At 57.3% G+C, this 12,154-nt stretch carries 10 protein-coding genes and 1 pseudogene; 4 read left to right on the top strand and 7 right to left on the bottom strand.

The genetic code is table 11. From position 1 onward, the window contains the following. Positions 1-57 precede the first annotated feature (57 nt). The 3 genes from modA to modC are packed head-to-tail and all read left to right on the top strand — an operon-like array spanning position 58 to position 2,697. Positions 58-876, top strand: coding sequence for a molybdate ABC transporter substrate-binding protein (gene modA / locus IEI95_RS22695; protein ID WP_015915107.1), 819 nt, complete (start codon positions 58-60; stop codon positions 874-876). Between the two features lie 31 nt (positions 877-907). Then, positions 908-1,603: a molybdate ABC transporter permease subunit gene (modB, locus tag IEI95_RS22690; protein WP_156531519.1), complete on the top strand. Its 696-nt coding sequence runs from the start codon at positions 908-910 to the stop codon at positions 1,601-1,603. Further along, a complete protein-coding gene (gene modC, locus IEI95_RS22685) occupies positions 1,603-2,697 on the top strand; it encodes a molybdenum ABC transporter ATP-binding protein (RefSeq protein ID WP_337738412.1) in 1,095 nt (364 codons plus the stop codon). The genes modB and modC overlap by 1 nt, the downstream gene beginning before the upstream one ends. 30 nt (positions 2,698-2,727) lie before the next feature. On the opposite strand, the pseudogene IEI95_RS22680 reads toward modC, so the two are convergent. The 3 genes and pseudogenes from IEI95_RS22680 to IEI95_RS22670 form a co-directional block, all read right to left on the bottom strand. After that, positions 2,728-3,125: pseudogene (locus tag IEI95_RS22680) on the bottom strand (winged helix-turn-helix domain-containing protein). Then, positions 3,125-4,555 (bottom strand): FAD-binding oxidoreductase, encoded by a 1,431-nt coding sequence (locus IEI95_RS22675; protein WP_156531522.1) that lies wholly within the window; start codon positions 4,553-4,555, stop codon positions 3,125-3,127. Before IEI95_RS22675 ends, IEI95_RS22680 begins: the two are co-directional and overlap by 1 nt. A 36-nt stretch (positions 4,556-4,591) precedes the next feature. After that, a complete protein-coding gene (locus IEI95_RS22670) occupies positions 4,592-5,563 on the bottom strand; it encodes an L-threonylcarbamoyladenylate synthase (protein ID WP_156531626.1) in 972 nt (323 codons plus the stop codon). A gap of 208 nt (positions 5,564-5,771) precedes the next feature. On the opposite strand from IEI95_RS22670, the gene IEI95_RS22665 reads away from it, so the two are divergent. Then, positions 5,772-6,842 carry a GGDEF domain-containing protein gene (locus IEI95_RS22665; RefSeq protein ID WP_156531523.1) on the top strand — a complete coding sequence of 357 codons (1,071 nt, stop codon included), beginning with the start codon at positions 5,772-5,774 and terminating at the stop codon, positions 6,840-6,842. A 582-nt stretch (positions 6,843-7,424) separates the two neighbouring features. Here the strand turns inward: IEI95_RS22665 and IEI95_RS22660 are convergent. The 4 genes from IEI95_RS22660 to IEI95_RS22645 are packed head-to-tail and all read right to left on the bottom strand — an operon-like array spanning position 7,425 to position 11,562. After that, entirely contained in the window at positions 7,425-8,624 is a 1,200-nt protein-coding gene (locus IEI95_RS22660; RefSeq protein WP_156531524.1) for an ABC transporter permease, read from the bottom strand. Between the two features lie 3 nt (positions 8,625-8,627). Continuing rightward, positions 8,628-9,770, bottom strand: coding sequence for an ABC transporter permease (locus tag IEI95_RS22655; protein WP_156531525.1), 1,143 nt, complete (start codon positions 9,768-9,770; stop codon positions 8,628-8,630). After that, positions 9,767-10,468: an ABC transporter ATP-binding protein gene (locus tag IEI95_RS22650; protein WP_156531526.1), complete on the bottom strand. Its 702-nt coding sequence runs from the start codon at positions 10,466-10,468 to the stop codon at positions 9,767-9,769. Before IEI95_RS22650 ends, IEI95_RS22655 begins: the two co-directional genes overlap by 4 nt. Continuing rightward, on the bottom strand, positions 10,465-11,562 hold the full coding sequence (locus tag IEI95_RS22645; protein WP_234934255.1) for an efflux RND transporter periplasmic adaptor subunit: 1,098 nt from the start codon (positions 11,560-11,562) through the stop codon (positions 10,465-10,467). The genes IEI95_RS22650 and IEI95_RS22645 overlap by 4 nt, the downstream gene beginning before the upstream one ends. Positions 11,563-12,154: the final 592 nt, after the last annotated feature.

The following is a 12,154-nucleotide window of genomic DNA, read 5'->3' as shown; positions in this document are numbered from 1 at the left end:
CTCGTCTGTCGCACTCGATATATCCCATCAGATATATCGAGCAAAAGGGAGCATGAGATGAAAGTGGGTTGGGAAATGATGGCCAAAGCCAGAACAACAATCATGGATCGGCTGCCAGCAATCTTGACGGCTTTGATGCTCTTTGTCGCTCCCCAGGCGTTTGCCGCCGACCGTAGCCTGACGGTATTCGCCGCCGCCAGCCTGAAAGAAACGATGAGCAAGATTGCCGATGACTGGAAGGCTGAGACCGGCCGGGAGGTCAAGCTGTCCTTCGCCGCCTCCTCGGCGCTGGCAAAACAGATTGATGAAGGCGCCCCCGCCGACCTGTTCATCTCCGCCGACCTCAACTGGATGGACCATCTCGACAAGGGCGGTGAACTTGTGCCGGGCAGTCGTGTCAACCTGCTGGGCAACCGGATCGTGCTGGTGGGGGCGTCTTCTTCCACGGTCACGACAAAAATTGCCCCTGGTTTCGATCTGGCCGGGCTTTTGGGGGATGAGCGGCTGGCCATGGGCAATGTTTCCTCCGTGCCAGCCGGGGTCTACGGCAAAGCGGCGCTGGAAAATCTCGGCGTTTGGGAAAGCGTCAAGGACAAGGTTGCACAGGCCGATAATGTACGCGCCGCATTGCTGCTGGTGTCGCGTCAGGAAGCGCCGCTCGGCATTGTCTATGAAACAGATGCCAGGGTTGATCCAGGCGTGAAGATCCTCGACCGTTTCCCGGAAAATTCCCATCCGGCCATTGTCTATCCAGCCGCGGTGCTGAAGGCCTCCACCAATCCCGATGCCAAGGCGTTTCTCGCCTATCTGCAATCGGTCACAGCTTCGAATGTGTTCCGGACTGCTGGGTTTACGGTGTTGGCGAAGATCAATTGACAAATCCTGTCGACCTGTGGCCCGTTGAGCCATGATTGACGCGCTCTCCGCTGATGAAATCACCGCGATCCTGCTCAGCCTGAAAGTGGCGCTGACGGCTGTTGCCGTCTCGCTGCCGCTTGGTATCGTCATGGCCTGGTTGTTGTCGCGCACCTCTTTCCTAGGCCGCAGCCTGCTGGACGGGCTGGTGCATCTACCGTTGATCCTGCCGCCTGTTGTCACCGGCTATCTGCTGCTGATCACCTTCGGGCGGCGCGGCGCGGTCGGCGCCTTTCTGGATCAATGGTTCGGCCTGGTGTTTTCCTTTCGCTGGACAGGGGCGGCGCTCGCCTCCGGCATTATGGGTTTTCCCTTGATGGTGCGCGCCATCCGCCTGTCATTGGACGGGGTGGACCGCAAGCTGGAAACGGCAGCAGCCACGCTCGGCGCATCGCCGATCATGGTGTTCTTCACTGTCACCCTTCCGTTGATCCTGCCTGGTATCGCTGCCGGTGCCGTGTTGGCCTTTGCCAAGGCAATGGGTGAGTTTGGCGCGACGATTACCTTCGTGTCGAATATTCCCGGCGAAACCCAGACCCTGTCCGCCGCCATCTATACCTATACCCAGGTGCCGGGCGGCGATGCCGGGGCTTTGCGGCTGACGCTGGTCTCTGTCGTCCTGTCACTGCTGGCGCTGCTTGCCTCCGAGCTGCTAACCCGGCGCCTGACCGTGCGGATGGCGGGCTGATGCTGGACATCGATATCCGCCACCGCCAGGGAACGTTTGACCTTGAAGCTGATCTTCAACTGGGGCCAGGATTGACGGCACTGTTTGGCCCATCCGGATCGGGCAAGACCACGATGATCAATGCCGTCGCCGGGTTGATCCGCCCCGACCAGGGAAGGATCACCTTCGAGGGTCGGGTCTGGAGCGATGCGCAGAACGGCACTTTCCTGCCGCCGCATCGGCGCCGGATCGGCTATGTCTTCCAGGAGGCGCGGCTTTTTCCGCATCTGACCGTGCGGGCCAATCTTACCTATGGCCGGTATTTTACCCCGAAAGCCGAACGGCGCGAAGACTTGTCCCGGATCTGCGATCTGCTCGGGATCACCGATTTGCTGGACCGTGCGCCTAATGGGCTGTCGGGTGGCGAAAAGCAGCGGGTGGCCATTGCCCGCGCCCTGATGGCCAGCCCGAAACTTCTGCTGATGGACGAACCACTCTCGGCGCTGGACGCTGCGCTGAAGGCGCAGATCCTACCTTATATCGAGCGGATTCGCGATGAAGCGGGCGTGCCGATCCTCTATGTCAGCCATGCGGTCGAGGAAGTCACCCGGCTGGCCAGCCGGGTGGTCACGATGAGCAAAGGCAACGCCGTAAGGGTGGACGCGGGCGAGGGAGCTTTGCTTCATCTCCCTAGGCTCGGCGATAGCCGCCCCGGTAGCTTCCTGCATGCCAATGTTAACGGCCACGCCCGCGAGGAAGGCCTGACGCTGGCAACAAGCCCTGCGGGTCCGCTCTTCCTGAAATATGCCGATCTACCGGTCGGTACCCCGATCCGCCTGTTCATCGCTGCAAGCGATCTGGTGTTGGCGACCGGCGAGACAGGTCAGCTTTCCACCCTCAATCGCTTGTCAGGCAAGGTGACGGCTATTTTCGAGTCAGGCCCCGGCATCGTCGTCAGGGTCGACTGCTCCGGCCAGGTCATTGACGCCGAAATTACTCGTCGCTCACTGAGCGCCCTGGATCTGGCACCCGGCAAGCCGGTTTCGGTGCTGTTCAAGGCGGTCTCGGTAGCCGCGGCAGGTGTTTATCGGTTGCGTGCGGAGCCTTTGCGGTGAACTACGGGCTTCGTATGCGGGCCTGCTGTATCACTCAGGTGGCATGATCCCGTCGGACGCCATGGCCTCCAGCCAGGCAAGATCCTCGGCCAGCGTTGAACGGATCTTTACGTCCATCGTTTGCGCCCGCGCCAGCAGAGCCGCCCCGAAGGGTGTCAGGATAGCGCCGCCGCCGCTTTTGCCGCCATGGCGGGTGGTAATCGATGGCTCCCTGAACATCCGGTTGATTTCGTCAGCCAGCAGCCAGGCGCGTCGGTAGGACATGCCCATGGCGCACCCGCCGCGCGGATCGAGCCATGCTGGCCGATCAGCCGCAGCAATTGTACCTTGCCCGGTCCTAACCGCGCGCCATTCTCCAGGTCGATCCGGAACAGCACCTTGTCCGGTGCGGGATGCGAATTGTCGTGGGAAGGCACTGTGTCTGCCATCAGCCGGGCACCACCTTGCCGGGGTTCATGATGCCGGAGGGGTCGAAGGCCCGTTTGATGCGGGTCATCAGCACGGTTTCGATGTCCGGCCTTGTCTGCGCCAGTTCCGTACGTTTCAGCTGGCCGACGCCATGTTCAGCCGAAATCGAGCCGCCATGGGCGCGGACGATATCATGTACGACCTTATTGATTTCACGCCAGCGACCGATGAACTGCGCCTTGTCGGCGCCGACGGGCTGGCTGATGTTGTAATGGATATTGCCATCGCCCAGATGGCCGAACGCGCAGACCCGCGCGCCAGGCATGGCGGCGAGCACCGCCTCTTCCGCTTCCCGCATGAAGGCCGGAACCTGAGCAATTGGTACCGAAACATCATGCTTGATCGAGCCGCCTTCCGGCTTTTGCGCATCCGACATGCTTTCGCGCATGTGCCAGAGCGCCTTTTGCTGAGCCACCGAACCGGCGACCACGGCATCCTCGATCAGCCCGGCCTCCACGCCCTGTTCCAGCACGTCATGCATCATGGTTCTTGCCGTTTCAACGGCATCGGATGTGGCAATATCGACCAGCACATACCAGTCATGAACGGAGGCCAGCGGATCACGCACATTTGGAATATGGCGGCTGGTGAAATCGACGCCGATGCGCGGCATCAGCTCGAAGCCGGTCAGGGCCGGGCCGCAGAGCGCGCTGGCCTTTTCAAACAGCGCCAAGGCTTCCACCGGTGATTTCAGCCCGACAAAGGCGACTTCATGGCCAAGCGGCTGCGGATAAAGCTTCAGCACGGCGCCGGTAATGACCCCGAGCGTGCCTTCCGCGCCGATGAACAGGTCGCGCAGGTCGTAGCCGCTATTGTCCTTTTTCAACCGCCGCAAGCCGTTCCAGATCTCGCCGGTCGGCAGCACCACTTCGAGGCCCAGGCACAGTTGGCGCATATTGCCATAGACCAGCACGGCGGTGCCGCCGGCATTGGTGGCGAGATTGCCGCCGATCCGGCAGGAGCCTTCCGAACCGAGCGACAGCGGAAACAGCCGGTGGACATCAGCCGCCGCCTTCTGGATGTCGGCAAGAATGCAACCCGCATCGGCGACGATCACATTGCCAACCGGATCGACCTCGCGCACCTTGTTCATCCGCTCCAGCGACAGAAGGATATCACTGGAATTATCGCGCGGCACCTGTCCGCCGACCAGACCGGTGCCGCCGCTGACTGGCACGATCGGGCTTTTCGTCTCGCTGGCCAGCGCCAGGATTTTCGAGACCTCTTCCGTCGAACCGGGCTTCAGCACCAGCGGCGAGGCACCGTGGTAAAGGCCACGGTTCTCGGTGAGATAGGGGGTGATATCAGCCTGATCGGTCAAGGCGTTAGTGGGGCCGACAATGGCGATGAAACGGTCGAGCAGGGCGGCGGAAAGGGGCATATCAGTCATGGCGTCTCGTCCTTGTTATTCTATCGTCGCACACCATCATCTTGGTGCAGCGGCCCGCTCCAGCCGGTCATTGATTGCATCTCCCAGCCCATGGGTGGGAATGGCGGTGAAGGCGATGCGGGCAGCACCGCTGGCATCGGCCCGCTTCATGAAGCTAAACAGATTGGCGGCGGCTTCAGTGAGGTCGCCATCCGCACTCAAATTGAGCACGAGGGCAGCCTTTTCAAGCCCTTGCGGGATGGTAGAGCCAAAAGTGATCACGGCCTCATCGGCAAAAACCGAGGTCGCATTCAGCCGCACCGCCGCCTCCGGGGCATAATGAGAGGCCAACATGCCCGGCGCCTCGATGATCGCACCCGCCTTTTGTGGACGGATTACCCGCAATCCTGTCGCCTCTTCCACGGCCTCCACCGAAAGCCCGCCGGGCCGCAGCAGCCGGATCTGGCCGTCTTCCACCTTCAGGATGGTGGATTCAACCCCGACGCCCGCCGCTTCGGCATCGAGGATCAGCGGGATTTTTGCCCCCAGATCTTCCTCGACATGGGCAGCCGTGGTCGGGCTGATCTTGCCCGAGGTATTGGCGCTGGGGGCAGCCAGCGGCTTGCCGAAGGCGGCAATCAGCGTGGCGGCAAAGCCCAGGGGCATGCGCAGACCAACCGTGTCCAGCCCGGCCGTTGCAAGCGGATGAATGGCGCAGCCTGGGGCGAGCGGCACGATCAGCGTTAGCGGCCCCGGCCAGAACCGATCCGCCAATTGCCGCGACAAGGGATCGAAGAGGCCGTAGCGCTCGGCCATGGCGAGATCGGCGACATGGCAAATCAGCGGGTTGAACTGCGGGCGGCCCTTGGTCTCGTAAATCCGGGTGATGGCCTGCGGATTGGTGGCATCCGCCGCCAGGCCATAGACGGTTTCTGTCGGCATGGCGATCACCTCGCCAGCCTCAAGCAAAGGCAGCGCGGCGCGGATGGCCGGTTCCGGGGATGTGATGACTGAGAGACGCTGTGCCATGCCTGCCTGATTACCGCTGTTTCCCCGGTGAAATAGCCTGACGCTGCCCTTGGCGCAAATGACTTTTACCAATGCGCCACCGTCTTCATCCATGGCTTTTTACGGTCTCTTCACCAATCCGTAAAATTTTAAATACAGCTGTAACCGAAAGAAAGAAGTGTCGCGCTACTCTGCGTGCAATCAATGATTCGATGTGGGGAAGCATCCGATGCAGCCTATGAAAAATCCGGCCTCCAGCATTGCGCTGCGTGTAGCGACAGCCATGCATCAGATGGGGATCGAGGGCCTGCCGCGCAATTATGAACTGGTCTATGAAGCCTATTCCGGCAGCAACCCGGATCTGGTGCGCGAATTCATTGCGCTCGGCAAGGTCAAGACCCAGGATGCACTGGACGCATTGGGCCGCAAATATCTGCCCCATCACCATGAAGACGGTCTTTTGGCCCGCCACAACAACAAGGTGCGCGCCGAAATGAGCAGCTTTATCAGCCTGCTCAACCAGGAAAAACTGTCGCTGACCGATTATGGTCGCCTGATCGGCGATGCCACCAAGGGCATCCTGACCGACACCGACCTCGGCAACCCGGAACTGAGCCGCTCCATTCAGGCGCTGAAGGCTGCCACCGACCAGCGCGTTGCCGAAAACAGCAATGTCGTCAAAACCGTGGTGGAAAAGACCGAGCAGCTCGCCGATGTGCAGCGCGAGGCCGATCAGGTGGAACAGGCGAAATTCGTCGATCCGCTGACCGGCATGGGCAGCCGCCGCGCGTTTAACAAGGCGCTCGCAAAAGTCTATGCCAATCCGGCCCTGCCGACGCTCTGCGGCCTGGCGGTCGGTGAAATCGACGATTTCGCCAAGCTCGCCGATCATCTTGGCCCGACCGTCACCGAACGCTTTATCAAGCAGATCGCCAAGGTGGTGAAGGCTGTGGCTGGCAAGGACGACCTCGCCTGCCGCTTCGACGGCAGCCGCTTCGGCCTGCTGTTCTACACGTCAGACCAGGACGAAATCAGCCGCATCGTCAACGCCGTGCGCGTCAAGCTGAAGGCCACTGCCGTGGTCAATGCTGGCTCCAATGGTTCGCTCGCCGCACTCACCATGTCCTTTGGCATCTGCCTTTCCGAACAGGCTCCCAACGCCTTCGATCTGATGAGCTATTCCGAACGCGCCCTCACGGCCTCAAAATCAGCGGGCGGCGATACCGTGACCCTCTACGGCGTGACGGAAAACAGCTACGTGCCGAAGGATTGGCTGATCTACAAGCCGCATGTGGTGTGAGGAAGGTCGCTGACGCCTGAACGTGAACGGTATCGATTTCGGACTGAAAAGTGGGAACCGGTTTGCCCGCAGCCGCTCGATATCAACTCCAATTTGGTCCGCGTCCGTGGCGACAATAACGGCACGTTCCCCTGAATGGCTTAGGTTGAAGTGTAGTCTTGACGTCGTCACAGCCAAGATAGGCGGCTAGAGCATCGGACCGAAAATAGGAATCGGAACTATGCTCTAAGGTTTTGTTTACGCATCGGATTTATCCGAAAACCGGTTCCAACTTTTCGGTCCTGTGCTCTAAGATTGGCCGCAAAGAGCCGTGGACAAGAGCATAAACAGCGCGGTGTTGCTGATCAACCAGGCGAATTTGCGCGTCGGTGCTCTTCCATAGAAAGCCTCGCGGTTCTGAATGTTGAAGAGCAGTCGGCAGAAAGATGCCAAACGTGCTCTTCGCCTACAGCGCTGTGCGCCCTATATCGCGCACAAAGGTTCGTTGTAGCGCTTTATATCTACTGCATATTTTTCTCTTTAAACCGATTTCGGTTTAAAGAATTATGCAGTAGACCCAGCGTTCGAGCCACCAGTAAAAAACTATCTGTTCGACCTTAGAGCCGTTGCTATAGGAAGCCTTGTGGCAGTGATCGCTGGTAATGCCCCACCTATGACGCCGATTGTAAGCCCTAGTGCTCCCGCGACGAGCATGACGTCGCTAGTAACCGCTAACTGAAATGCCATCCCAGCGTCATTCGCGCCGATTGTGCTGGCTTGCCATCCATTGAAGACCAGCCATGAAATTGCCAGTCCGCTTATCGCACCGATTGCAGCAAGTAGGACGGCCTCAGTCCAAGTTCCGATGAATGTCGAGAAACGCGTAAAACCCAAAGCTCTAAAGGTTGCGATTTCCACTTTACGATCAGAGACAGAATTCATCATGGTATTTAACGCACCTGCTGTGGCGCCGATTGCCATCAATATTGCAAGAGGCCAGCCGAACAGCCGTATCAGGCTGGCTGTTCGGCCCGATTGCGCTGCATAAAGATCAGCTTCCGAAACAGCGATCAGCGGCGTTGTGGTTATCGTTGCGAGTTCGTTTTGAAGCGCGGGAAGAGAGGTTGGGTTAAACAAGCGTAGTCGTAGGCTTTGGACCTGTCCCTGACGATCAAACGCTGAACGAATTGCATCGAGGTCGGCCCATATTTCGGATTCGAAGGCACTGCCTTGCGCGGAGAATTGCCCGACAACGGTCCAGTTGACCGTCCCGAGCCGAACCGTATCACCCGTATGTAATCCCAACTCACGGGCAAAGCGATCACCAACGACAATCTCGCGCGCGCCGGATTTGAAAGGCCGCCCTGTAGACAGCGAAATATTATCGCGGATCGACATTCCAGCCGCGTCCATGCCACGCAATGCGATTGTTCGTCCGGCCGCAGCTTTGCCAGGCTTGACATCCACGGTCACCACAATCTCACGAGAGAGCATGAGCGCACCGTCGCTGCTGCGTGCGACACCTATATCGCTTATTTTAGCTTCCAGCGTGCGGATAACGGATGGTGGGATATCGGAACCTGTCTCCTGATTGGTACCACCGCCGAGGACAACCGCAACAGAAGGCGATCCTGTACTCCGCAGAGTTTTTTCGAAACCCCTTGCCATGGATAGAAAGCCAGCGAGGACGCAAACGACCAGTGCGACAGAAAGGATCATCGATAAGGAAATCGGCAGGCGTCGCGGCAAACTATAGAGATTCGCCCGCACCATCACCAGTGACTGCCTAAGGTTGAAAGTCATAACTTATCTTTCTCTGAAGGCTGCGATAACGGGGATTCTGAGTGCGTTAAAGCCCGGAAGTGCGCCGGTTGCGAGTCCGAGGGCTGCGATCATCACCACAGACTTTGCAAGGATTGCCGTGGAAAATACCAGGCCGAGTGCCGGATCGCTCATAGTCACGGCCAGCTTCGCAAATAAAAGGCCGATACTTCCGCCGACCGCGAAAATGAACAATGTTTCCCCGAGGATCAGCAGCATGACCTGCATGCCGGAGAAGCCCAACGTTTTCAACACACCGATTTCAAACGTTCGCTCACGTACTGAAAACACCATCGTATTAACGGTGATCATCAACAGGGTGACAAAAGCAGCGCTAACGACAAGGTTGACGATGAGACCGACATCGGCATATTGGCGCAGGAACGCCTCGAGAAACTGCTTCTCCGATTGTGTGCGGGTGGGTGCGGCGGAGTTCGAAAACATCTCGTCTATACGCACCGCAAGTTCACTGGCCGAAGCATTTGCTTTGGGACGAACAACGAAAACATCGATCGTATCTTTATTATGCGCACGCAATGCGTTTAAATAGTCATATTGAGCAAGTATAAAATATGTATCTGTGGCGGCGGTCTCGCCATCGAAAATGCCTGCAATCGTGAAGGACCAGTCGCGGCTCCCATCTTGTTTGGCGGTGTCGAAACTTGTGACCGTAATGGTCTGCCCGATCTGCCATCCCTGAGCTTCGGCAAGCGCCCGGCCAACAAGAACTCTGTTGCGCTGCTGGCTGAACCCGTTAACGAGTTCCTTCGTCAGCGCGAGCTCTTTACCACTTGTCTCCATGAGACGCTGTGGATCGACCGCACTAACGCTCGTCACGTTTTTTTCGGTGACAACAAATCCTCGCAGGCGGATCATAAAGTTTAACGCTGAGACGTCCGGATCTGCGATGAGGCGGTTCATGTAAGACATCGGAAGCGGCTGGGTACGGCCAGCGGCACTCATAACCCCCAGGATGTCGTCGCTTGCTCCCGATGCGCCTTGGCTGCCGTTTACGAAACTTGCCGTAAGGCCGTAAATAAGGAAAGCGACCGTGACACAGATAATGAGCAATATCGTTCGAAAAGGCTTGCGTAAGGCATTTTTCCGGGTCAGATCAAAGAAGGTCATTGAGTAGCCCTCTGCTCTTCCATGAACGAACCCTTGTCCAGATGGAGAGTCCGTTTAGCGTAGAGTGCCGCTTGAGGATCGTGGGTTACCATGACAATCGTTTTCCCGAACTCGCGGTTCAGAAAACGCAATATTTCGAGAACCTCATCGGCAGACTTTCGGTCCAGATCGCCGGTCGGTTCGTCGCACAGCAGTAACGCTGGATCGGCAACAATAGCTCGAGCGATGCCGACCCGTTGTTGCTGACCACCTGACATCAGCGTGGGATATTGCTTAGCACGGTCTCCAAGGCCGAGGAGTTCGAGCACTTTTTGCACTCGGCTCCGCCGGTCTTTTGCCGACAAAGGCTTGAGTAGCAACGGCAGTTCGATGTTTTCTGCAACATTCAGCATGGGTAACAAATTGTAAAATTGAAATACGATACCCATACCATTGGCGCGCCAAGACGCGCGCGCTGCCTCCCCCATTTGATCGAGGCGGCTTGTGCCTATTCGCAAAGAGCCGAAGTCAGGTCGTTCTATGCCCGCCAACATGTTGAGGAGGGTGGATTTACCAGAGCCTGACGGCCCCATGATCGCAACAAAATCTCCGCCGGGAATATCAAGGTTGAGGTTGGAGAATATCGGGATGATCTCTCCACTGATTTTATACCCTTTTTTGACGTCACTGAGCGAAATGTAGGCTTCTTGATGACTCATTGGGATTTTTCTCCAGCGCTCTGAGCTAAGCGAATGCGCGCCGCCATGTTTGGTCGGATGCCGCCTGGCGGATCCTGGAGTTTGAGGCGCAAGGTAACAGTGCCTTTTTCAAGGGAGGCAACAGGCGCTATCCGCTGTATTTGCACAGCGAATGGCCGATCGGGAAGTCCGTCAAGCACAGCTTCACCAGCGAGACCAATGGCAATCGCCCCTATATTGGTTTCTGCCACATCCGCATCGATCACCAGCGTCGTGGTGTCGGTAATCGCCAGAAGCTTTTGATTTTCACGCACACTATCCGAGCGGGAGAGAACCATATCGCCTGTATGAGCATTCAGTTCCGTAACCGTCCCGGAAATTGGCGCTCTCAACACGAAATCGTCAACTTTATCTTGCGCAATTTTAACGTCAAGATCGGCCTTGGCCAGACTTTGCTGCGCTTGAGCAAGTGCATTATTTGCGCTGTTATAAGTGGTTCTGGCCTGTAACAGGTCCTCCTTGGAAACAGCCTGTTTATCGGCAAGTGTCTCAGAACGAAGAAAATTGGCCTCTGCTTGGTCGAGTTCAATTCTCTTGGCTTCGAGTGTCAGGCGAGCAGAAATTTTGTCTGATTGTGCCTGCTCGAGTTCGAGGTGGCTGGTCGAGTCATCAAGAACGATAAGCGTCTGACCAGCCTCTACACGCTGGCCTATTTCTACGCTGACAGAGCGGATCTGGCCTTCGTATTTTGAATAGACCGAGACAGCGTTTGAAGCCACGACATATCCGGAACCGGTTATTTCTCTGGCCGCAACCGGACCAGGCTTTCGCGGTATGGATGAGGAAGCATCATTTTCCCCAGCCGTTTCCACGGCTAAAATTGGCTCTGCCTTTTGGCTCAGCCATCGTTGCGACAATCCTTCTTTGACGCGATTGATGTCATCGGGCCAAATGAAGGTTCCAGCGCCTACGGCGCTGATCAGCAGTGCGATAAAACCAGCACCATATAAAAGGCGCCGCGACCTTTTGTCCGGCGACTCTTGCGTTTGAAGCGAGGGCTCAAGTGAAAGCGACTTAAGCGTCTCAAGGAGTTTTCGATCATTTTCTGGTATCATGTTCATAACGCTAGTATGGGGGAGCTGTTAAACGGCGCGACCCAAAACACGATCCAGAACGTACTCAATCCTGAAATAGGACCTACTCGCGGAGGGCGCTCGCATTTGTTCGGTTGCGGCGCCATTCCAGAGGGGGCATTTCAGTCGAGCGCCGAAATTCGCGCTTCAGCGTGAACTCACATCAAGGCCGTGGCGCTCCTCGCTGTCCAGTTTCGCGGTGCGACAGGTGAACGCGCGACCCAGGACATGATCGACAGCGCCCTGCGCCATATAAGGCGCAGCGCGCTGTAGGTTTCTTTGTTTTCGGTTGTATTCTTGAGAAGGCCGGTTTCCAATTTGTCCTGACAAACTCTTTTCTCCCGCCTATTCGCGGCTCGCTTCTTCTGTATCGCGATACGTCCCTTTCAGGGGGCATTCAATTTGCTGCGCACCGCTCCCGCAGCAAATAACGTTATAAGTGCAAAATAATTTAGCATCTCCTGTTTTGAGTGCATTAAATTAAGAGATGCTTAAGTTAATGTTTCCAATATTGGGTTGTTGCAGATGCATCTGCACGTTTTGAGCGTTTCATGAAATTGAGTGGCCTGCTTTA

This window comes from Agrobacterium vitis (assembly GCF_014926405.1).
Taxonomy (GTDB): Bacteria; Pseudomonadota; Alphaproteobacteria; order Rhizobiales; family Rhizobiaceae; genus Allorhizobium; species Allorhizobium vitis_H.
The sequence above is the reverse complement of the archived record's forward strand: the minus strand, read 5'-3'. Positions and strand labels throughout refer to the sequence as shown.

What these genes read in the sequence shown, in the direction of transcription:
- IEI95_RS22655 (WP_156531525.1), bottom strand. Translation starts at nt 9,770, where the DNA reads ATGACCTTCTTTGATCTGACCCGGAAAAATGCCTTACGCAAGCCTTTT.
- IEI95_RS22650 (WP_156531526.1), bottom strand. Translation starts at nt 10,468, where the DNA reads ATGAGTCATCAAGAAGCCTACATTTCGCTCAGTGACGTCAAAAAAGGG.
- modC (WP_337738412.1), top strand. Translation starts at nt 1,603, where the DNA reads ATGCTGGACATCGATATCCGCCACCGCCAGGGAACGTTTGACCTTGAA.
- modA (WP_015915107.1), top strand. Translation starts at nt 58, where the DNA reads ATGAAAGTGGGTTGGGAAATGATGGCCAAAGCCAGAACAACAATCATG.
- IEI95_RS22665 (WP_156531523.1), top strand. Translation starts at nt 5,772, where the DNA reads ATGCAGCCTATGAAAAATCCGGCCTCCAGCATTGCGCTGCGTGTAGCG.
- IEI95_RS22645 (WP_234934255.1), bottom strand. Translation starts at nt 11,562, where the DNA reads ATGATACCAGAAAATGATCGAAAACTCCTTGAGACGCTTAAGTCGCTT.
- IEI95_RS22675 (WP_156531522.1), bottom strand. Translation starts at nt 4,555, where the DNA reads ATGACTGATATGCCCCTTTCCGCCGCCCTGCTCGACCGTTTCATCGCC.
- modB (WP_156531519.1), top strand. Translation starts at nt 908, where the DNA reads ATGATTGACGCGCTCTCCGCTGATGAAATCACCGCGATCCTGCTCAGC.
- IEI95_RS22660 (WP_156531524.1), bottom strand. Translation starts at nt 8,624, where the DNA reads ATGACTTTCAACCTTAGGCAGTCACTGGTGATGGTGCGGGCGAATCTC.
- IEI95_RS22670 (WP_156531626.1), bottom strand. Translation starts at nt 5,563, where the DNA reads ATGGCACAGCGTCTCTCAGTCATCACATCCCCGGAACCGGCCATCCGC.